Raw genomic sequence first — 20729 nt, forward strand, 5'->3', positions numbered from 1 at the left:
CTCAGCCCTTCGAGGCGGCCAGGGCGGCGACGAGCCGTTCTGGCCGCCTCGTCGATACAAGCCAGTAAGGGGTCGGGTCCTCGGGGTCGGAGAGATCCACGCGGACCACGGGATTGATCCATCCCCGGATGCAGAGATAGGCCCGGCCATCGAGCCGCACACCGCGTTCGGCGGTCGCCTCGTCCCCGGCGAAACCCTCCGCCGCGGCGACGAACTCCCGCGGGAGGACCGCGCGGCCGGCGCGGAGCTCGCGGACCGTCACGACGACAGCCGGCGTCGTCGCCACGAGGATGCCGCTCAGCACGAGGAACACGACGACCGCGCCCGTGAACCCCGCCGCGACACTGATCGGGGCGAGCACGAGGATGCACGCGGCTGAGATGCCGAGCACCACGATCCAGACCCACCACGAGGGCCACAGCTTCTCGCTGTAAAGGTGGTCCGCGGACGCGCGGGGATGAGGAGACGGCGAATCAGGCATGTGCCCAGCTTTCCACCTTGCGCGCGGAGCACCAAAGCAGGCGCCGCGGGCCGGGGGCGCAAGCCGATACAGTGGGTAGGTGACTGCAGCCCAGACGACCGACGGTTCCGTGGCCAGCGCCGTGTCCGCCCAGGAATGGCAGCCTTCTCTGGACATCGAAGTGGTGATGCTCGACGACGGTCTCCCCGCGCCGTCGTACGCTCACCCAGGCGACGCGGGCGCGGATCTGTGCTCACGCATCGACTTCTCGCTCGCCCCGGGCGAGCGGCTTCTCGTGCCGACGGGGGTGAGCATTGCCCTCCCGTTCGGGTACGTCGCACTCATCCACCCCCGCTCCGGCCTTGCGACCCGGCACGGCCTCACGGTGGTCAACGCCCCCGGCACGGTCGACGCGGGCTACCGCGGCGAGATCGCCGTGACGCTGCTGAACACGGACCCGCGCGAGACACTGAGCCTGCGTCGCGGCGATAGAATTGCCCAGATGGTAATCCAGCGCGTCGAGTACGCGCGATTCGTCTCCGTTGGCTCGCTCTCCGAGTCGGCGCGGGGGGCCGGCGGCTTCGGCTCCACCGGGGGATTCACGGCGCAATAGTGCCTGCACGTCACGGGGCTCGCGCAACCGGTTGCGCCCTAGACGGCTGACTTAAGGAGTTGTTGACGTGCTGTTCGGACGTGGCAAGAACGCCAAGCTGACTGCCGAGGACCCCTCGGTCCTCGGTGTCGCCGAGCGCAACCCCGAGCCCGACAAGAGCGGTTACGGCCGGGCCGCGAAGGGGCCGTTCGACGCGAGCGAGCGGGACGCGGCGGTCGGCTACGTGGACCTCGGTGCGCTCCTCATCCGCCCCGTCGAGGGGCTCCAGATCCGCCTCGAGGTCGAGGAGGCCACGCGCCGCGTCGTCGCGGTCACGATGGACCTCAACGGATCGAGCCTCCAAGTCCAGGCGTTCGCCGCCCCCCGCACTGAGGGGCTCTGGGGAGAAATCCGCGCCCAGATCGCCCAGTCCGTCGCGAGCCAGGGCGGCACCGTCGAGGAGGTCGAGGGCAGCTTCGGCCCCGAGCTCGTCGCCAAGCTACCCACCTCGACCGCGGACGGCCGCCGCGGCTACCGCGTGGCGCACTTCATGGGCGTCGACGGGCCGCGCTGGTTCCTGCGCGGCGTCATCTCCGGCAACGCGGTCATGGACCGCGCGGCAGCCGAGGAACTCGAGGAGCTCTTCCGCTCAGTCGTCGTGGACCGCGGCGAGTCCCCGCTCCCGCCGAGCGAACTCCTTCCCCTCCGGCTCCCGGTCGAGCCGGGCCAGTCCGAGCAGACCGAGAACGGCGTGCACGCCCCGACGTCGCCCGAGCGCGGCCCGGAGATCACACAACTTGGCTGACAGCCCCGTCCCCGCGCCCCTCGACTTCTCGAACCTCCCGTCTCGGGGGTACGTCGCGGGGGAGGGCGTCATCCGCTCGGTCACGTTCGTTTCGCCGTCCGAGGCCCCGAGCTTCAGCGCGGTCATCGAATCGGCAGACGCGGCGCGCCCCGGGCGAGGCCCGGCCATCCGGCTCATCTGGCTCGGGCGGCAGCAGATCCCCGGGATCGGGGCAAGCACGCTCCTGCGGTTCTCCGGCATGCTGTCCGCGCGGCACGGCGAACCCACCATGTACAACCCGCGCTACGAGATCCTTGCCAAGGAGGACTGACATGGAACCCGAGAGCCGGCCCCCCGCCGAGGGAGGGCGCGAGCGCGAACCCGGAGTTGCGGACCTTGCGGCAGCGTACGCCGCGAAGGCGGGCCTCCACCGGCACGACGACGGTCGGATCGACGTCCTGCGGAGCGCGGGCGGGATCCGTGGCGTGCTCGAGAGCATCCTCCCGGGCCTCGTGTTCCTCGTCGCGTTCACGATCGTCCGCGAGCTCGTCCTGCCGATCGTGCTCGCGATCGTCGTCGCGGCGGTGTTCGTCGTGGTGCGCCTCGCGAGCCGCACGACGCCCACCCAGGCGTTTGCGGGCGTCGTCGGCATCGCGGTGTCCGCGGCGCTCGCCCTGTTCACGGGCAAGGCGCAGGACTTCTACATCACGGGCTTCATCACGAACGCCGCGTATATCGTCGCGCTGGCCGTCTCCGTGGCGGTGCGCTGGCCGCTCATGGGTGTGGTCTTTGGCTTCCTGCGCAACGAGGGCGTGCACTGGCGCCAGGATCCGCAGCGCGCGCGGCAGTACCGACTCGGCACGTGGATCATGGTCGCCGTCCTCGCGCTGCGCCTTGTCGTCGAGGTACCGCTCTACCTCATGGGCGACGCAGGCGTCGTCGCCCTCGGCGCGATGCGCCTCATCCTCGGCGTGCCCCTCTACGCGCTGGGAATCTGGCTCGCGTGGCTCGTCTCGCGCCCGCTCCCTGGCGCCGAGCGAGCGGACGACGCGCGGGCCTGACCGCGCGTCGTCGGCGTACCCGCGACGTCAACCGTCGAAGCCGTCGTCCTCGCCCTCGTCGGAGCGCAGCTCGTCCGCGTCCTCTTCGGTTCCCGGGGCGAGCAGCGCGCGCAGCTCGTCCTCGGCCGCGATCGTCGTGACGAAGAACAGCTCGTCGCGGTGGTCCACGACGTCGTCGACGCTCGGCGTGATGGGCGCCTGGTCCCTCAGGATCGCCACGAGCGTCGCGTCCGCGGGCCATTGGATCTGGCCGACCGTTCGGCCGATGAGGTCGGAGTGCTGCGGGACGGTGAACTCGACGAGCGAGGCCACACCCGTCTGGAGCGTGAGCAGGCGCACGACGTCGCCGATTTCGACAGCCTCCTCGACGAGCGCCGTCATGAGCCGCGGAGTGTTGACGGCGACGTCGACGCCCCACGAACCGTCGAACATCCAGTCGTTCTTGGGGTTGTTGACGCGCCCCACCGTGCGCCCCACGCCGAACTCGGTCTTGGCGAGGAGGGACACCACGAGATTCACCTTGTCATCGCCGGTCGCCGACACGACGACGTCCGCCTCGTCGACCTTGGCCTCCTTGAGCGTCGAGAGCTCGCACGCGTCGCCGATGAGCCACTTCGCGCCGCGGAGGCCGCTACGCCCGATCACCTCGGGCTTGGGATCGATGAGGAGCACCTCGTGCCGGTGCGCGAGGAGCTCACGCGCGATCGACGAGCCGACGCTCCCGGCGCCGGCGATGATGACCTTCACATGCCCTCCTTGGCGGGCGGCGCCGCGAGCAGGCGGGCCACTTCTGACGAGTCGTTGAGGCGCATCATGACGTGGACCGTGTCGCCCTCCTGGTAGCTCGTCCCGGGGGCCGGCAGGATGCCCTCGCCGAAGCGCGTGAGGTACGCGACGCGCACGGGCGCGGCTTTCTCGATGGCCGCCACCGGGTGGCCGAGCCATGCAGGGTCGAGGTCCACCTCGGTGAGGACGAGTCGCCCCGAGGCGTCCCGGAAATCACCCGCGATGCCTGCCTCGGGGAGGATGCGACGCAGCACCTGATCGGCGCTCCACCGGACGGCGGCGACGGTCGGAATTCCGAGGCGCTGGTAGATCTCGGCGCGCCCGGGGTCGTAGATGCGCGCCACGACGTGCGGCACGTGGAACGTCTCGCGGGCAACGCGCGTCGCAAGGATGTTCGAGTTGTCGCCGCTCGAGACAGCCGCGAAGGCGTACGCCTCCTCGATGCCGGCCTGCCGCATCGTCTCCCGGTCGAAGCCGATCCCCGTGACCTTCCGACCTCCGAACGTGCGGCGGAGGCGCCGGAAGGCGCGATCGTCCTGATCGATGATGGCCACCGAGTGGCCCGAGTCTTCGAGCGTGTGGGCGAGGGACACGCCGACGCGCCCACACCCCATGATCACGTAATGAGCCACAGGCCCAATCTACCGAATCTGAGGAGGCCCGCGGGACGCGGCGCGGGGGACGGACTATGACATGCCGCGCTGAGCGCATACCGTGTCAGAGTGCTGCAGATACTCAACGCGGTCAAACGGGTGCTCGTCGGGCGTCCGTTCCGCAACGACAGGTTGAGCCACACGCTCCTGCCTAAGCGGATCGCGCTGCCGATCTTCGCCTCGGACGCGCTCTCCTCGGTCGCGTACGCGCCGGACGAGATCCTCCTCACCCTCGCCCTGGCGGGCGTCGGCGCCGTCGCTCTTTCGCCGTGGGTGGGCATCGCCGTCATGCTCGTCCTGCTCACGGTCGTCGCGTCATACCGCCAGAACGTCCACGCATACCCGTCCGGCGGCGGCGACTACGAGATCGCGACCACGAACCTGGGCCGGTTCGCGGGGCTCACCGTCGCCTCGGCCCTCCTCGTCGACTACGTGCTCACGGTCGCCGTGTCGATGTCTTCGGCGGCGAACTATCTCACGACGGCGATCCCCGCGTTCGAGGGGCAGCAGTCAGCCATCGCCGTGGTCGGCGTCCTGGTCCTCGCGCTCGTCAATCTGCGCGGCGTGAAGGAGGCGGGCACAGTCTTCGCGGCGCCGACGTACATCTTCATGGTCTCGATCATCGGCATGACGCTCGTTGGCCTCGTTCAGTTCCTCACGGGCAACCTGCACCCCGCTGCGAGCTCGGAGTTCCAGATCGTGCCGTCCTCGGAGTTCAACCAGGGGCTCGTGGGACTCGCGGGCGGCTTCCTCCTGCTGCGCGCGTTCTCCTCGGGCGCCGCGGCCCTCACCGGCGTCGAGGCCATCAGCAACGGCGTGCCGAACTTCCGGCCGCCCAAGAGCGCGAACGCGGCGAAGACGCTCCTCCTTCTCGGCGTCGTCGCGGCCGGAATGCTCGCGGGCATCCTGTTCCTCGCGAACGCGACGCACGTCCACCTCGCGCAGGATCCCGCCGCTGAGCTCCTGCGGAACGGCCACCCGCTTCCCACGGACTACGTCCAGACCCCAGCCATCGGCCAGATCGCCGACGCGGTCTTCGGCAGCGGCAGCGTCGCCTTCTACATCGTCGTCGCCGCAACGGGCGTCATCCTCGTGTTCGCGTCCAACACGGCATTCAATGGCTTCCCGATCCTCGCGTCGATCCTCGCGCAGGACGGCTATCTGCCGCGGCAGCTGCGCACGCGAGGTGACCGGCTCGCCTTCAGCAACGGCGTGCTCGCCCTCGCGGCGGGCGCCCTCGTGCTCATCATCGCGTTCGACGCGGATGTCACGAAGCTCATCCAGCTCTACATCGTGGGCGTGTTCGTTTCGTTCACGTCGAGCCAGCTCGGCATGATCCGGCACTGGACCCGCGAGCTGAAGCGGGTCAAGGACCGCTCGACGCGTCAGCGCATCATCCGCTCGCGCGTGGTCAACTCGATCGGCTTCGGCATGACGGCAACCGTGCTCGTCATCGTGCTGATCACGAAGTTCGAGCACGGGGCATGGATCGCGATCCTCGCGATGTTCGTCCTCTTCCTCACCATGTGGAGCATCCGCAGGCACTATGACAACGTGGCGCGCGAGCTCGCGGTCGGCGATGACGCCTCGGCGCGTGCCCTGCCGAGCCGAGTGCACGCCGTCCTCCTCGTCTCACACGTGCGCAAGCCCGTGCTGCGGGCGCTCGCGTACGCTCGGGCGTCCCGGCCCTCGCGGCTCGACGCCGTGACCGTGGACATCAGCCCCGAGGAGACCGCGCAGACCGTCGCAGACTGGGAGACGCTCGACATCCCGGTGCCGCTCACGGTGCTTGCGAGCCCCTATCGCGAGACCGTGACCCCGCTCCTCGATTACATCAACGGGATGCGCCGTGAGTCGCCGCGAGATCTGATCGTCGTCTACATCCCGGAGTACGTGGTCGGAAAGTGGTGGGAGCAGCTCGTGCACAACCAGACAGCGCTGCGCATCAAGGCGCGCTTGCACTTCGAGCCCGGCGTCATGGTCGCGAGCGTCCCGTGGCAGCTCAAGTCTTCTGAGGACGCGCGGAAGCTGCAGGAGCTGTGAGCGGAGCACTTGAACTCAGGCTCGGCCCGATCGCCCACGGCGGGCACACAGTGGCCCGGCACGAGGGGCGCGTGATCTTCGTCCGGCATGGCATTCCCGGCGAGCTCGTTCGCGCCCGGCTCACCGAGTCCGAAGAGGGGAAGCGTTTCTGGCGTGCCGACGTCGTCGAGGTGCTCGAGCCCTCGCCCGCGCGGCGGCCGCACTTTTGGGGGCCCGCCGACGCCCCTGCCGCCTACGCCGCGGGGACGCTCCCCGTGGGCGGTGCCGAGTTCGGCCACATCGAGCTCGCCGAGCAGCGCCGGCTCAAGGGCGCCGTGGTGCGCGAGCAGCTGTCGCGGCTCGCGCACCTCGAGCTCGAGGTCGACGTCGAAGCCGTCCCCGTCGGCGGTCCCGGCACCGAGGGCGCAGACGACGACGGCCTCCACTGGCGCACGCGGTGCAGCTTCGCCGTGGACGCCTCAGGGCACCTCGCGATGCACGCCCATCGATCCGAGGCGACCGTCCCCGTGAGTGACATGCCCCTCGCCGTGCCTCCGATCGGCCAGCTCGGCCTGTGGGACGCCGATCTCACGGGCGTCGCGCGCGTCGAGGTCGCGGCGCCTGCAGCCGGAACCGCGCCGCTCGTGGTGCTCACACTGTCGGAGGACGTCCCGTCGGCGCGACTGCGAGAACTGCTCGATGCGATCGACGGCGAGGCGTCCGTGAGCGTCGTCGACCCGACGGGTGGGGCGCCGCTGACCCTCCGCGGGCGCGGCTCCGTCGCCGAGGAGGCCGGAGGATTCCACTACACCGTCACGGGAGAGGGCTTCTGGCAGATCCACCGCCGCGCCCCTGAGACGCTCATGGGCGCCGTCCTCGATGCGGTGCGGCCCGTGCTGGGCGACGGCGGTTCGGCTGCCGATCTCTACGCGGGGGCCGGACTGTTCACGGCACCGCTCGCGTCGATCGTCGGCGACTCCGGTTCAGTCCTCTCGGTTGAGGGCTCGCCCGGGACGAGCCGGGACGCCCGGCGGACGTTCAAGCGGCAGCGGCAAGTCGACGTCGTCCAGGGACGGGTCGAACGGGTCTTGCGGCAGCGGGCTGGGGAGCAGTTCGACGCAGTCGTCCTCGACCCGCCCCGCGCGGGGGCCGGCCGCGAAGCGGTGCGGCAGCTCGTGGCGGCCGCGCCACGCGGGCTTGCCTATGTGGCGTGTGATCCCGCGTCCTTCGCTCGGGACCTCGGCTGGTTCCGCGAGGCCGGGTGGACTCTCGAGTGGCTGCGCGCGTTCGACCTGTACCCGCACACGCACCACGTCGAAACTGTTGGGCTCCTGAGGCCTGGCCGCTGAGCCTCGCCTGACCTCCGGCCCGCGCCGCAGCGTGCCCCGCGTCCGAGCCGTCCCGCGCGCCCCTGTCCGGTTGATTCTCCTCGACCGGTCGAGACGCGGCGTGTCCCGCCGGAACACGGCTCCGGGGCCCGTGAACCGGACAGGATCGGGCGCGCCGGCAGGCCGGAATAGCCCTCCCCGAGAGGCGGAATGGGCGTGTTGTCCACATGGGCCGGCCAGCTTCCCCGCGGCCGTGGATGACGTGAACTGCTTGGGGGATGGACCCTCTTCAGCTCCTGCAGTCGTTCGGCGGTGTCGCTCGGGCCAAGACGCTCCGTGACGCTGGGCTCGGGCGGGGCGACTTGGCCTTCCTCTCCAGGCACGTTGCGAGACCAAAGCGAGGTGTCTACGCGACGCCCGACTGTCGGCGGGATTACCTCGCGGCGATCATGCACAACGGGGTAGTCAGCTGCGCGTCGGCTGCGCGGGACTACGGCCTCTGGCTCCTCGACGCTCCGCTGCAGGTTCATCTCGGTTGTCCCCACGGATACCTGCGCGGGACTTCGGGCCCCGCGACCCCGGTCTTCCATCGGGGCCTCCGGTACCCCCCACACCACACCCTCCCTTTGGCGGCCGTCGAGGACGTCGTCTTCCACGCCCTCCGCTGCCTCCCCGTCAACGGGGCCGTTCCGCTTGTTGCATCGGCCGTCAGGGCGCACGGCCTTCGGATTGAGCTCCTCGAGGAGGACCTCCTGGCACGCAAATCCGGCCAGGCCCTTGCCACGCTTCGCCGGGCCGATCCTCGTGTCGAGTCGCTGCCGGAGGCCGAGACCCTCCTCCTGCTCGTGGAGATAGCACGCGAATTAGGCGTGGACGTTGAACCCCAGGCCTTCGTGCCGGGAGTCGGTCGCGTGGACTTCCTCATTGCCGGGTTCCTCATTGTCGAGATCGATGGGGTGGCGTATCACCGCGACCGGGCGTCCGTGCGCCGAGACCGGTCGCGGAACAATGCGGCGACCTTGCTGGGCTACCTGTGCCTCCGGTACGTCCCCGAAACCGTGTGGAGGGAGCCCGAGCGGATCGTTGCCGAGGTTCGAGCGGCCCTCACCGGGCGCGTCGTGCGCTGAGGATGCGGGCGGACCCGCCTTCCCGTCCGGTTGATTCTCCCCGATCGGTTGAGCGCGCGGCGCGTCTGGACGGACGCGTTATCCGCCTCAGAAGAACCGGACTGGAGCGCATGTGACGGTCGCTCTGCTCATGCAGGGCACGCCGAACTAGGATGGGCCCTGGCGCAGGGAGCCAGTCCGCGCACGATGCAAGCTAGTTAAGGCTTACCTAACTAGCAACGTCACTTCCGCGCGGCAAAGATGGCAGTGTTGCGAGAGGAGTGGTGCATTGAGCACTGTGGACAGCTTCGGATCCAAGGGCGTACTGAACGTCGGTGGCACCGATTACGAAATTTTCCGACTGAGCGCGGTGGAGGGCTCGGAGTCCCTCCCGTTCAGCCTCAAGGTTCTGCTCGAGAACCTGCTCCGCACCGAGGACGGTGCCAACATCACGGCCGATCACGTGCGCGCCCTGGCCGGCTGGGACCAGAACGCCCAGCCGAGCACGGAGATCCAGTTCACGCCGGCCCGCGTCATCATGCAGGACTTCACGGGTGTTCCGTGCGTCGTTGACCTCGCCACGATGCGCGAGGCCATCAAGGACCTCGGCGGTGACCCCGAGCGCGTCAACCCGCTCGCACCGGCCGAGCTCGTCATCGACCACTCCGTCCAGATCGACGTGTTCGGCAATGCGGGCGCGATCGAGCGGAACATGGAGATCGAGTACCAGCGCAACGGCGAGCGGTACCAGTTCCTCCGGTGGGGCCAGACGGCTTTCGAGGACTTCAAGGTCGTCCCGCCGGGCATGGGCATCGTGCACCAGGTCAACATCGAGTACCTGGCCCGCACGATCATGACCCGCGAGGTCGAGACCCCTGCGGGCAAGGTGCTGCGCGCCTACCCCGACACGCTCGTGGGCACTGACTCGCACACGACCATGGTCAACGGCCTCGGCGTCCTCGGCTGGGGCGTGGGCGGCATCGAGGCCGAGGCCGCGATGCTCGGCCAGCCCGTCTCGATGCTCATCCCGCGCGTGGTGGGCTTCAAGCTCTCCGGCTCGATCCCCGCCGGCGCGACCGCAACCGACGTCGTCCTCACGATCACCGAAATGCTGCGCAAGCACGGCGTGGTGGGCAAGTTCGTCGAGTTCTACGGCGAGGGCGTCGCCGCAGTCCCGCTCGCGAACCGCGCGACGATCGGCAACATGAGCCCCGAGTTCGGCTCGACCGCCGCGATCTTCCCGATCGACCAGGTGACCCTCGACTATCTGCGCCTCACGGGCCGCTCCGAGGAGAACCTCGCGCTCGTCGAGGCGTACACGAAGGAGCAGGGCCTCTGGCACGATGCGGCCCACGAGCCGCGCTTCTCCGAGTACCTCGAGCTCGACCTCTCGACGGTGGTCCCGTCGATTTCCGGCCCGAAGCGCCCGCAGGACCGCATCGAGCTCGCCGACGCGAAGCAGCAGTTCCGCAAGGACCTGCACAACTACGTCGAGATCGGCGACGGCCACGTCGAGGACGGCACGGTCGACGAGACGATCGACGAGTCGTTCCCGGCCTCGGACGCCCCGTCCACGACTCAGGCCGACAGCCACGTCCACGAGACCGCCCGGCTGTCCAATCCGCTCGAGTCCGCGGCGAGCGGCGCGTTCGGGCGCACGTCAAAGCCCACGCACGTCAGGATGGCGGACGGCCGCGAGTTCGAGCTCGACCACGGTGCCGTGACGATCTCGTCGATCACGTCGTGCACCAACACCTCGAACCCGTCCGTCATGCTCGCGGCCGCGATCCTCGCGCGCAACGCCGTCGAGAAGGGCCTCGCGTCCAAGCCGTGGGTCAAGACCTCGGTCGCGCCGGGCTCGAAGGTTGTCACCGACTACTACGAGAAGTCGGGGCTCGTCCCGTATCTCGAGAAGCTCGGCTTCTACACGGTGGGCTACGGCTGCACGACCTGCATCGGCAACTCGGGTCCGCTCGAGACCGAGATCTCCGAGGCCGTCCAGGCCAACGACCTCTCGGTGACGTCGGTCCTCTCGGGCAACCGCAACTTCGAGGGCCGCATCAACCCGGACGTGAAGATGAACTACCTCGCGTCCCCGCCGCTCGTCATCGCGTACGCCCTGGCCGGCACGATGGACTTCGACTTCGACACGGAGCCCCTCGGCCAGGATGCGGACGGAAGCGACGTGTTCCTCAAGGACATCTGGCCGAACCCGACCGAGGTCCAGCAGGTCATGGACGCCTCGATCGACCAGGACATGTTCACGAAGTCCTACGCGACGATCTTCGACGGCGACGAGCGCTGGAAGTCCCTCCCGACGCCGACCGGCTCGACGTTCGAGTGGAGCGATGACTCCACGTACGTCCGCAAGCCCCCGTACTTCGAGGGCATGAAGGCGCACCCGGACGCCGTCTCGGACATCGACGGCGCACGCGTGCTGCTCAAGCTCGGCGACTCCGTCACGACCGATCACATCTCGCCGGCCGGCTCGTTCAAGTCGGAGACCCCCGCGGGCCAGTACCTCCTCGCCCACGGCGTCGAGCGCAAGGACTTCAACTCCTACGGCTCGCGGCGCGGCAACCACGAGGTCATGATCCGCGGCACCTTCGCGAACATCCGCATCAAGAACCAGCTCCTCGACGGCGTCGAGGGCGGGTTCACGAAGGACTTCACGCAGGACGGCGCACCGCAGGCGTACGTCTACGACGCCGCGATGAACTACCAGGCGGCCGGCACGCCGCTCGTGGTCCTCGCGGGCAAGGAGTACGGCTCCGGTTCGTCCCGCGACTGGGCCGCGAAGGGCACGGCGCTCTTGGGCGTCAAGGCCGTCATCGCCGAGAGCTACGAGCGCATCCACCGCTCGAACCTCATCGGCATGGGCGTCCTTCCGCTCCAGTTCCCCGCCGGCGAGTCTGCCGCGACGATCGGCCTCACGGGCAACGAGGTGTTCTCCTTCGAGGGCATCACGCAGCTCAACGAGGGCACGACGCCGAAGACGGTCAAGGTGACCGCGACGGCGGAGGACGGCAGCGCGAAGTCCTTCGACGCCGTCGTCCGCATCGACACGCCCGGTGAGGCTGACTACTACCGCAACGGCGGCATCCTCCAGTACGTTCTGCGCCAGATCTCCTCGAAGTAGCGCGTCAGTGCTGGGCTAGCCGGGCACGCCGGCCAGGCCGCATGCAAGGGCCCCCACCGCCTCGGTGGGGGCCCTTGCGCGTCACGGCCCGATCCGAGGCCCGCAGGGGCAAGGCGCTACAGTGGGTTGAGCACGTTTCGAGCAAGGAGCCGCCGTTGGGCATTCTGGAGAGCATCCGGGGACCACAAGACCTCGACCGCCTCACCTCCCGGGAGCTGACGGATCTGGCAGAAGAGATCCGTCGATTCCTCATCCGCAACGTTGCTCAGACCGGGGGACATCTGGGCCCGAACCTCGGGGTCGTCGAGCTGACGCTCGCGATCCACCGCGTCTTCGACTCGCCCCGCGACAGCATTGTGTTCGACACGGGGCACCAGTCGTACGTCCACAAGCTGGTCACGGGGCGCCAGGATTTCTCGACGCTGCGCCAGCAGGGCGGGCTCTCGGGCTACCCCTCGCGTGCCGAGAGCGAGCACGACATCGTCGAGTCCTCGCACGCGTCCTCGTCCCTCTCATGGGCCGACGGCATCTCGAAGGCCCGCAAGCTCACGGGCCAGGGCGACCGCTACACGGTCGTCGTGGTGGGCGACGGCGCCCTCACGGGCGGCATGGCGTGGGAGGCGCTCAACAATATCGCGGCGGACAAGGACCGTCGGGTCGTGATAGTGGTCAACGACAACGGCCGCTCGTATGCCCCCACGGTGGGTGGCCTCGCTGACTATCTCGCGTCGCTGCGCCCCGCGATCGACGCCGTGCGCGCCGCGCCCGCGTACGAGGGCGCGCTCGCGTTCTGGAAGAAGCGCCTCCAGTCGGGCGGTCCCGCCGGCCGCTTCGCATACAAGGGCCTGCACGCCGCGAAGAAGGGCGTCAAGGACTGGTGGGCGCCGCAGGGCATGTTCGAGGACCTGGGCATGAAGTACATCGGCCCCGTGGACGGACACGACGAGCGGGCGCTCGAGAACGCACTCACCACAGCCAAGCATTTCGCCGGGCCAGTGATCGTCCACGCGATCACCGAGAAAGGCCGCGGCTACGCCCCCGCGCGCGCGAACGAGGAGGATCAGTTCCACGCCGTCGGCGTGATCGACCCTGTGACCGGGGAGCCCATGACCTCGGGCGGCGCGGCGTCGTGGACGAGCGTGTTCGCGGACGAGATCGCCGCGATCGCCGACGAGCGGCCCGACGTCGTGGGGATCACGGGCGCGATGCTCATCCCCGTAGGCCTGCACAAGTTCGCCGCGCGTCACCCTGACCGTGTCTTCGACGTCGGCATCGCGGAGCAGCACGCTGTCACGAGCGCGGCGGGGATGGCCTTCGGCGGCCTGCACCCGGTCGTCGCCGTGTATTCGACGTTCCTCAACCGTGCGTACGACCAGCTCCTCATGGACGTCGCGCTCCACAAGGCTGGCGTCACGATCGTTCTCGACCGCGCGGGCGTCACCGGACCGGACGGCGCGAGCCATCACGGCCAGTGGGACATGGCGCTCGTCCAGAGCGTGCCGGGACTCCACCTTGCGGCGCCGCGGGACGCGACCCGCCTGCGCGAGGAGCTCCGCGAGGCGGTCGCCGTCTCCGACGCGCCCACGGTCGTGCGGTTCTCGAAGGGCAGCGTGGGCCGGGAGACCGAGGCTGTTCAGCGGCTCGACGACGGCGTGGACGTGCTGCGCCGCACGGGTACGCGCACGCCCGGGCAGGCCGGGGCCGACGTCCTGCTCGTGGCGGTGGGGGCCATGAGCGACCTCGCGCTCGACATCGCCGAACGCCTCGACCGCCAGGGCATCAACTCGACGGTCATCGACCCGCGCTGGGTCCTCCCCGTGCCGATGAGCGTCATCCGCCTCGCGGCCGACCACCGCATCGTCGTGTGCCTCGAGGACGGCGTCCGCGCGGGAGGCGTCGGCTCGCGGATCCGCCAGGAAATGCGCGCGGCGAACGTTGACACGGCGCTCAACGAGGTGGGGCTTCCCGTCGAGTTCCTCGACCACGGCACGCGCTCCGAGGTGCTCGCGCGCGTGGGCCTTACGGCGCAGCAGGTCACCCACGACATCGTCGCCCAGGTCCTCGGCACGAAGGTTCCGTTCGCGCGCCCGCTTCCCGGCCAGACCGCTCCGCGCACGGGAAGCCTCCCACAGCTGTGAGCCAGCCCGCGTCCGCCCGGCCGGTCCCGAGCCGGACAGTCGTCCCGACTGCGGCAGACCTGCCGCGCCCGGGGGACCTCGTCGTCGCCCGCAACCGCAAGTGGGACGGCGGCCCGCACTGGGTCGTGCCGGGGGTCGCCCTCGGCGAGGACGAACACGGCTGGTGGATCTACCAGGGCCGCGGCGAGTTCATCTCGCGCCCGGGGATGGCGCTCCACACGCTCGCGGACGCCGTACTGCTCGTCCCGCGCGACGGAGGGTACGCGGCGACGTTCTACGACGAGGCCAATCCGGGCGACTTCCGCGTCTACGTGGATCTTGCGTGGGACCTCGCCTGGAGCCGCATCCGCGCGGCGTCGGCCAGCGGGCCCGGCGCCGTCGAGTTCCACATGATCGACATGGACCTCGACGTGATCCGTTCCGCCTCCCGCGGCGTCTTCGTCGACGACCAGGACGAGTTCGAGGAGCACGGCACGAGCATGGTCTACCCGGGATGGCTCGTGGGCGCCGTCCGGGACGAATGCGAGCGTCTGTTCGCCGCCGTGCGCGAGGGCACGGGGCCGTTCGGCGGTGTCGCCGACGAATGGCTGGCCCGCGGCCGCGCGGCCACGAGAGAGGACCAAGCATGAGCTTCCTGCGCGCCTACCGCCGCCGCGACGATGGCACCCTCGAGTTCCGCGAGGCGTGGCACGACGACGAGGCCGCCCAATTCGTGGTCAACCACGGCCCCGTTGGTCACCTCTCGACGTCGAACGCCACGGACGACGTCGACGCTGCCGCGAGCGAGGAGCTCCTCGCCGCCTTCGCTGCCCAGTGCGCAGAAGACGGCTTCGCGGAGATCCCCGAGGCGGAGCAGCACCGCGTCGTCGCCCAGTTCGCGCTCAAGTCGCAGGACGGGACCGAGCGCGACCGCTTCCTCGAGCGTCAGGCCGTCGGGGCCCTCGCGGCACACCTTGCCTGGCGGGGCCTGGGGACAGTCGAGGGGAGCGAGATCGGCCGCGGACGGCTCACGATCTTCACGCGCTGCGTTGACGTGAACAGGGCCGTCGCGGCCGTCAAGACGTGCGTGCGCGAGGCGACGAGCGACTTCACGAAGCTCTCGATCGCCGTCGCCGCGCCCGAGGCGCCGGACGAGTTCAAGCTCAAGCACGCGCCGTCGGGCGTTCGGAGCTTCACGCTCTGACGCCCATCTGTTCGGCCACGCCCGCGCGAGTAGGCTGGCCGTATGACTGACTACCGCCGTCTGGGCCGTTCCGGCCTGACCGTGTCCACCGTCGGCCTCGGGTGCAACAACCTCGGCCGCGCGAACACCCCCACGGAGTCCCAGGAAGGGACCGACGCCGTGATCCACGCCGCGATCGACGCGGGGATCACGCTCTTCGACGTCGCCGACGTCTACGGCCGGACCCCGGGGCTGAGCGAGGAGATGCTCGGCCGCGCGCTCAAGGGCCGCCGTGACGACGTCGTGGTGGCGACCAAGTTCGGCATGGACATGCACGGTGCCAACGGGAACGACTTCGGTGCCCGCGGCTCGCGGCGCTACATCCGCCAGGCCATCGAGGCCTCGCTCCGTCGCCTCGACACGGACTGGATCGACCTCTACCAGTTCCACACCCCGGACCCGAGCACGCCCATCGAGGAGACGCTCTCGGCGCTCGACGACCTCGTGCACGAGGGCAAGGTCCGCTACGTGGGCCACTCGAACCGGAGCGGCTGGCAGATCGCCGAGGCCGAGTTCGTGGCTCGGATGGGCGGCTACACGCCGTTCGTTTCGAGCCAGAACCACTACAACCTCCTTGACCGCCGCGCCGAGCTTGAGGTCACGGAGGCGGCCGAGGCCTACGGGCTCGGCGTCCTTCCGTACTTCCCGCTCGCGAACGGCCTGCTCACGGGCAAGTATTCGCGAGGGACCGCGCCCGAGGGCTCGCGCCTTTCGCACTCGCGCACCAACCTCGTCCACGACGCCGACTGGGACCAGCTGGACCGCTTCTCGGCGTTCGCCGAGGAGCGCGGCCTCACGGAGCTCCAGGTCGCGTTCTCGTGGCTCGCCGCCCAGCCGTCCGTCGCGAGCGTCATCGCGGGGGCGACGCGGCCCGAGCAGATCCGCGAGAACGCCGAGGCCGCCTCGTGGCAGCCGAGCGCCGAGGACCTCGCCGAGCTCGACGAGATCTTCCCGCGGACGCCCAAGGTCGCGCTCTTCTGATCGGGCCGTGGCGACCTTCCTGAACCCTGCGTCGAGGCCCGTCGAGCACGAGCCTCGTCGGGAGCCCGTGTCGCTCCTCATGGATTGCGACACGGGCGTCGACGACGCGCTCGCGCTCATCTACCTGTGCAGCCAGCCGCACGTCGAGCTCGTCGCGGTGACGAGCACGCCCGGCAACGTGGACGCGGACCAGGTGGCGCGCAACAACCTCGCTCTCCTCGAGCTGTGCGGGCGGGCGGACGTCCCGGTAGCCGTGGGGGCGCTGGCGCCGCTCCGGGTCCCGCTCGTGACGACACCGGAGACCCACGGGCCGCAGGGCGTCGGCTACGCCGAGCTGCCGCCGGCGCGGCGCGCGCCCGAGCGGAGGGACGCCGTCGACCTCTGGATCGACGCCGCGCGCTCGCGCCCGGGCGAACTCACGGCCCTCCTCACGGCGCCCCTGACCAACTTCGCGCGAGCGCTTCGCGCCGAGCCACGGCTCCCGGAGCTGCTCAAGGGCGTCGTGATCATGGGCGGCTCGTTCTTCTACCAGGGCAACACGACCCCGACGGCCGAGTGGAACATGCACGTGGACCCCCACGCGGCGGCCGAGGTCTTCGCGGCGTTGGCCGGTCTGCCCGAGACCCGGCTCCCCATCGTGTGCGCGCTCGAGACCACCGAGCGCATCGAGATGCACCCCGAGCACCTCGCGGAGCTCGCCGCCGCGGCGGGCTGCGCCGTGCCCGAGCTCGTGCTCCCGGGCGACGCAGAGGGACTGCGCAGCCGTGCGTCGAACCGCCTTGTCCGGCACGTGAGCGACATGCTGCGCTTCTACTTCGAGTTCCACCGGCTCTACGACCAGGGCTACGTGGCCCACGTCCACGACTACTTCGCGGCGAGCGTTGCCGCCGGCACCGCTCGCTTCGCGACCCGGAGCGCGAGCGTGCACGTTGAGACCGAGGCGGCGCGGCTCGTCGGGACCACTGTGGCCGACTATCGCGGGCTGTGGGGGGAGCCCCCGAATGCGCGGATCGTGAGCGGAAACCGGCCGGCCGAGGCGTTCGCCGAGTTCGTCTCGTCGGTCGGAGCGCTCGCGCGGCGGCTCGGCTAGACTCGCAACCGGCCCCCACGAGGGGCCTCCGCCGAGGTGACATGAGGCGGAACCGGTCCGCAGCCCCGAGGACCCATACAGCGGGCCCTCTCACCACCAAAAGGACACCACCATGTCACATCAGCTCACGGTTGACGCGCCCCGCCGCTCGCCCCTACGGATCACCTTGACGATCCTCGGCGCCGCGGCCGTCGTCGCGACCTATGCGTTCCTCATCGTGTCCCAGCCGGCCGACGTCGCGAACGGCCCCACGGCCGCCTCTGCGCTTGTGGCGCTGACGGGCTTTGGGATCGCCATGGTGCTGCTCTTCGCAGGCATCCTCCCGACCCTGCCGACCACGACGCTCGCCCTCATCCCGGTGGCCCTCGTGCTCAACATCGTGCTCGGCCAGTTTGTCGGGAGCACGCTCGTGCCGATCTACCTCGACTCGATCGGCACCGTGCTCGTAGGCTTCCTCGCAGGTTCGGCGGCCGGCGCGGCGACGGGCCTGCTCAGTACCCTCGTGTGGTCGTTCTTCAACCCGAGTGTCCTCCCGTTCGCCGCGGGCGCCGCTGCGATCGGCGCGCTCGCCGGGCTAGCCGCGCGGTGGGGGCTCGTGCGCCGCTTCTACCTGGTGCCGGTCGCGGGGGTCGTCACGGGCTTCGTCGCCGCGGCCATCGCGGCGCCCATAGCGGTCATCGTGTTCGGCGGAACCGCGACCGGCGCCACCGGGGCCGTCATCGCGCTCTTCCGCGCGGCCGGCGAGGGCCTCGTCCAGTCGGTCACGACCGGCGCCTTCACGTCGGATCTCCCCGACAAGCTCGTGACGTTCTCCATCGCCGCGGCCCTCGCGTACGCGCTCCCGCGGCGGAGCACGCAGCGCTTCGAGTTCGTCCGCAGGCACCGCGTGCTCGCGGGCGCGAAGCGCGCGGCCGAGGCGGCGGAGAGCAAGGCGGCACCGACTGCCTGAGTATCCCGCGCACCATCCCGCGGCGGACGACGGCGGTGCCCCCGACGGCGGTGCCTTCGCTCCCGGTGCGGCACGTCGATCGCGCCTCAACCCGCTCACGGGCCTCGTCCTCGCCGGTTCCGGCGCGGTCGCGTGCCTCGCATGGGCGCACTGGGGCGTGTGGGTCGCCGTCCTCGTAGCGTCTGTGGGCGCCGCCACGGCCGCCCGGGTGGTCGGCAAGGTCGCTGCGGCGGCGTCGGTCGTCGTCGTGCCTTTCGCGCTGTGGGCGCTCGCCATTCACGGCCTCTTCTTCCCCGAGGGGCGTACGGTGCTCGCGGCCCTCGGACCGGCCCGCGTGACTGCGGAGGGGCTCACGTACGCGGGCGAGATCGCGCTCCGCACGGCCGCGCTCGTCGTCGTCATGCTCGCGTTCTCGATGTGGGTCGAGGTGCCTGTGCTCCGGGCGGCCCTCGTGCGCCGCGGCGTCCCCGCTCAGCTCGGATACGTTCTCGCGACGGCGCTCGGCCTCGCGGCGACGGTCGCTGAGCGGCTCGAGCGGATTCGCGAGGCTCAGGAGGCACGCGGGCTCGTCGTGCGGCCGGGCCTGGGCGGGCGATTCGTCGCGGCTCGGCTCCAGGTGGTCCCGCTCGTGCTTCAGCTCGTCGACGAGGCCGGGGAGCGTGCCGCGGCCCTCGAGGCACGCGGGCAGGCCCTCCCGGGCCGCCGCACCTCATACACCGACGAGCCCGACTCGCGCGCCCAGCGCGCGCTCCGGTGGCTTCTCGCCGTGGCGAGCCTCGCCGTCGTCCTCTCCGTTGTGGTGCCGGCCGTCGTGGGCGTCTTCGGCGGCGGGCGATGACGCCCGTCCTGGCGGCGCACGTGCGCCGCTTCGCGTACGACGACGCCGGGCCGGCCGCCGTCCGGGACGTTCGCCTCGCGCTCGAGCCGGGTTCCCTCGTCGCGGTGCTCGGCGCGTCGGGGAGTGGGAAGTCGACGCTCGCGAAGGTCGTTGCGGGATGGGCGCTTCAGGGCGGCCATGCCCGCTTCGACGGGACGCTCGAGCTCGCCCCCGGCCCGCGCAGCAACGGCGGGCGGCTCGAGTTCGCGGGGGGCCACGACGACCCGCGCCTGCGCCTCGGGGCGTGGGGCGAACGGGTTGCGTACGTACCGCAGCGGCCCGCCGACCTCCTGACGGGCGCGGCCGCGAGCGTCGGCGAGGAGCTCGCCTTCTCGCTTGAGCAGCGCGGCGTCCCTCGCGGTGCGATGCGCGAGGCCGTTACTCGCGCGGCGCACGCCGTGGGGCTCGAGGCCCTGCTGGACCGGCATCCGGGCCGCCTCTCGGGCGGCGAGCAGCGGCGTCTCGCGCTCGGTTGCGCGCTCGTGGGCCGGCCCGACGTCGTGGTGCTGGACGAGCCGTCCGCCTCCCTTGACGCCGCCGGTGCGGAGGCGCTCGCCGAGCTTGTCACGGGGCTGCGTGCGGGCGGGGCGGCGGTCGTCGTGTTTGCCGCGGCCGCCGATAGGCTCGTGCGGAGCGCGGACCGGTGCCTCCTGCTCGACGGCGGCACCGCGGCGGCCGTGGGCGCGCCCGCCGAGGTCCTTGCGTCCGGGGAGTTCGCGGCGTCGGGCGTCTTGGATCCGTTGGCGGCGGCGTCCTCGGGGCCGCACGTGCCTCGCGGTGCGCTTGCGGATGCCGTCCCGCTGGCCGAACTCGAGCGCGTGACGTTCGCCTATGCGGCGCGAGGTGCCAGCGCGTCTCAACTCCCTGTGCTGGACGGCGCGAGCCTCGCCGCGTGCGCTGGCGAGGTCCTTGCGCTCACCGGCCCGAACGGCGCGGGAAAATCTACAGCCTTGCGACACTTGGCAGGCCTCGCGCGGCCGCTCTCCGGGACGGTCCGGATCGAGGGCGCGGACATCGCGGGGGTGCCGGCGGGCCGCGTGGCCGCGTCGGTCGGGACGCTGTTCCAGGACCCGCGCGATCAGCTGTTCGAGCGGACGGCGCTCCGCGAGGTCTCGTTCGGCCTCGCCACCCTGGGGCTCTCTCGGGAAGCGGCGCGGGACCGTGCGCTTGAGGCTCTCGACGCCGTCGGGCTCGCGCGGCAGTCTGATGTGCACCCGTACGAGCTCTCCGCGTCCGCCCAGCGACTCGTGGCCTTGGCGACCGTCCTCGCGCGGCGTCCGCGGGTTCTGCTGCTCGACGAGCCGACCGTGGGTCTCGACGGGCGTGCGCTCGCTCGCCTCGACGCCGCGGTGACTGACGCGGCCCGGGCGGGTTCCGCCGTCGTCCTCTCGACGCACGACCGCGCGTGGGCCCGGCGGCGAGCGCATCGCGTCCTCGCCCTCGAGAGCGGGCGGTTCGCGGACGCGTGAGCCGCGCGTGAGCCCGTGCCGGTCCGGTAAGGTCGAACGCTGAGGCCACTGCCGGTGGGCGGCCGTCAGGAG

Annotated in this window: 19 protein-coding genes; 16 read left to right on the plus strand and 3 right to left on the minus strand. The window is 70.7% G+C overall.

The features are described from left to right. Position 1: 1 nt before the first annotated feature. A complete protein-coding gene (locus tag ACOKR1_RS09530; protein WP_422936404.1) occupies positions 2-481 on the minus strand; it encodes a DUF3093 domain-containing protein in 480 nt (159 codons plus the stop codon). Between the two features lie 109 nt (positions 482-590). Between ACOKR1_RS09530 and dut the strand changes: the two genes are divergently transcribed. The 4 genes from dut (at position 591) to ACOKR1_RS09550 (ending at position 2897) form a co-directional block, all read left to right on the plus strand. Further along, the gene (gene dut, locus ACOKR1_RS09535) at positions 591-1073 is read left to right on the plus strand and encodes a dUTP diphosphatase (RefSeq protein ID WP_422936593.1); all 483 of its coding nucleotides are present in this window, start codon (positions 591-593) and stop codon (positions 1071-1073) included. A gap of 67 nt (positions 1074-1140) precedes the next feature. Then, on the plus strand, positions 1141-1857 hold the full coding sequence (locus ACOKR1_RS09540) for a DUF3710 domain-containing protein (RefSeq protein WP_415854986.1): 717 nt from the start codon (positions 1141-1143) through the stop codon (positions 1855-1857). Further along, positions 1850-2167 carry a hypothetical protein gene (locus tag ACOKR1_RS09545; protein ID WP_422936405.1) on the plus strand — a complete coding sequence of 106 codons (318 nt, stop codon included), beginning with the start codon at positions 1850-1852 and terminating at the stop codon, positions 2165-2167. Before ACOKR1_RS09540 ends, ACOKR1_RS09545 begins: the two co-directional genes overlap by 8 nt. 1 nt (position 2168) lies before the next feature. After that, positions 2169-2897, plus strand: coding sequence for a DUF3159 domain-containing protein (locus ACOKR1_RS09550; RefSeq protein WP_422936406.1), 729 nt, complete (start codon positions 2169-2171; stop codon positions 2895-2897). Between the two features lie 27 nt (positions 2898-2924). On the opposite strand, the gene ACOKR1_RS09555 is transcribed toward ACOKR1_RS09550, so the two are convergent. Together ACOKR1_RS09555 and ACOKR1_RS09560 are read right to left on the minus strand one after the other, a co-directional pair. Next, the gene (locus ACOKR1_RS09555; RefSeq protein ID WP_422936407.1) at positions 2925-3644 is read right to left on the minus strand and encodes a potassium channel family protein; all 720 of its coding nucleotides are present in this window, start codon (positions 3642-3644) and stop codon (positions 2925-2927) included. Continuing rightward, on the minus strand, positions 3641-4315 hold the full coding sequence (locus ACOKR1_RS09560; protein ID WP_422936408.1) for a potassium channel family protein: 675 nt from the start codon (positions 4313-4315) through the stop codon (positions 3641-3643). The genes ACOKR1_RS09555 and ACOKR1_RS09560 overlap by 4 nt, the downstream gene beginning before the upstream one ends. Positions 4316-4405: 90 nt before the next feature. Here ACOKR1_RS09560 and ACOKR1_RS09565 point away from each other — a divergent pair, with 90 nt between their 5' ends. The 12 genes from ACOKR1_RS09565 to ACOKR1_RS09620 all read left to right on the plus strand — a co-directional run bounded on the left by ACOKR1_RS09565 (position 4406) and on the right by ACOKR1_RS09620 (position 20657). Continuing rightward, positions 4406-6379, plus strand: coding sequence for an APC family permease (locus ACOKR1_RS09565; RefSeq protein WP_422936409.1), 1974 nt, complete (start codon positions 4406-4408; stop codon positions 6377-6379). Continuing rightward, the gene (locus ACOKR1_RS09570) at positions 6376-7707 is read left to right on the plus strand and encodes a class I SAM-dependent RNA methyltransferase (protein ID WP_422936410.1); all 1332 of its coding nucleotides are present in this window, start codon (positions 6376-6378) and stop codon (positions 7705-7707) included. The genes ACOKR1_RS09565 and ACOKR1_RS09570 overlap by 4 nt, the downstream gene beginning before the upstream one ends. 257 nt (positions 7708-7964) lie before the next feature. Continuing rightward, positions 7965-8813: a DUF559 domain-containing protein gene (locus ACOKR1_RS09575; RefSeq protein WP_422936411.1), complete on the plus strand. Its 849-nt coding sequence runs from the start codon at positions 7965-7967 to the stop codon at positions 8811-8813. A 268-nt stretch (positions 8814-9081) separates the two neighbouring features. After that, entirely contained in the window at positions 9082-11931 is a 2850-nt protein-coding gene (locus tag ACOKR1_RS09580) for an aconitate hydratase (protein ID WP_422936412.1), read from the plus strand. A gap of 155 nt (positions 11932-12086) precedes the next feature. Beyond that, positions 12087-14069: a 1-deoxy-D-xylulose-5-phosphate synthase gene (dxs, locus tag ACOKR1_RS09585; RefSeq protein WP_422936413.1), complete on the plus strand. Its 1983-nt coding sequence runs from the start codon at positions 12087-12089 to the stop codon at positions 14067-14069. A gap of 59 nt (positions 14070-14128) precedes the next feature. Beyond that, positions 14129-14698, plus strand: a complete 570-nt coding sequence (locus ACOKR1_RS09590; RefSeq protein ID WP_422936594.1) for a DUF402 domain-containing protein — start codon at positions 14129-14131, stop codon at positions 14696-14698. After that, positions 14695-15252: a hypothetical protein gene (locus tag ACOKR1_RS09595; protein ID WP_422936414.1), complete on the plus strand. Its 558-nt coding sequence runs from the start codon at positions 14695-14697 to the stop codon at positions 15250-15252. The genes ACOKR1_RS09590 and ACOKR1_RS09595 overlap by 4 nt, the downstream gene beginning before the upstream one ends. Positions 15253-15294: 42 nt before the next feature. Then, positions 15295-16272 (plus strand): aldo/keto reductase, encoded by a 978-nt coding sequence (locus ACOKR1_RS09600; protein WP_422936415.1) that lies wholly within the window; start codon positions 15295-15297, stop codon positions 16270-16272. A gap of 79 nt (positions 16273-16351) precedes the next feature. Continuing rightward, on the plus strand, positions 16352-17362 hold the full coding sequence (locus tag ACOKR1_RS09605) for a nucleoside hydrolase (RefSeq protein ID WP_422936595.1): 1011 nt from the start codon (positions 16352-16354) through the stop codon (positions 17360-17362). Between the two features lie 112 nt (positions 17363-17474). Continuing rightward, positions 17475-18311: an ECF transporter S component gene (locus ACOKR1_RS09610; RefSeq protein ID WP_422936416.1), complete on the plus strand. Its 837-nt coding sequence runs from the start codon at positions 17475-17477 to the stop codon at positions 18309-18311. Positions 18312-18468: 157 nt separating this feature from the next. After that, positions 18469-19149 carry an energy-coupling factor transporter transmembrane component T gene (locus ACOKR1_RS09615; protein WP_422936417.1) on the plus strand — a complete coding sequence of 227 codons (681 nt, stop codon included), beginning with the start codon at positions 18469-18471 and terminating at the stop codon, positions 19147-19149. Further along, entirely contained in the window at positions 19146-20657 is a 1512-nt protein-coding gene (locus ACOKR1_RS09620; RefSeq protein ID WP_422936418.1) for an ABC transporter ATP-binding protein, read from the plus strand. The genes ACOKR1_RS09615 and ACOKR1_RS09620 overlap by 4 nt, the downstream gene beginning before the upstream one ends. Positions 20658-20729: the final 72 nt, after the last annotated feature.

Origin of the sequence: Sinomonas sp. P47F7, from assembly GCF_049332655.1 — a bacterium.
Taxonomy (GTDB): Bacteria; Actinomycetota; Actinomycetes; order Actinomycetales; family Micrococcaceae; genus Sinomonas.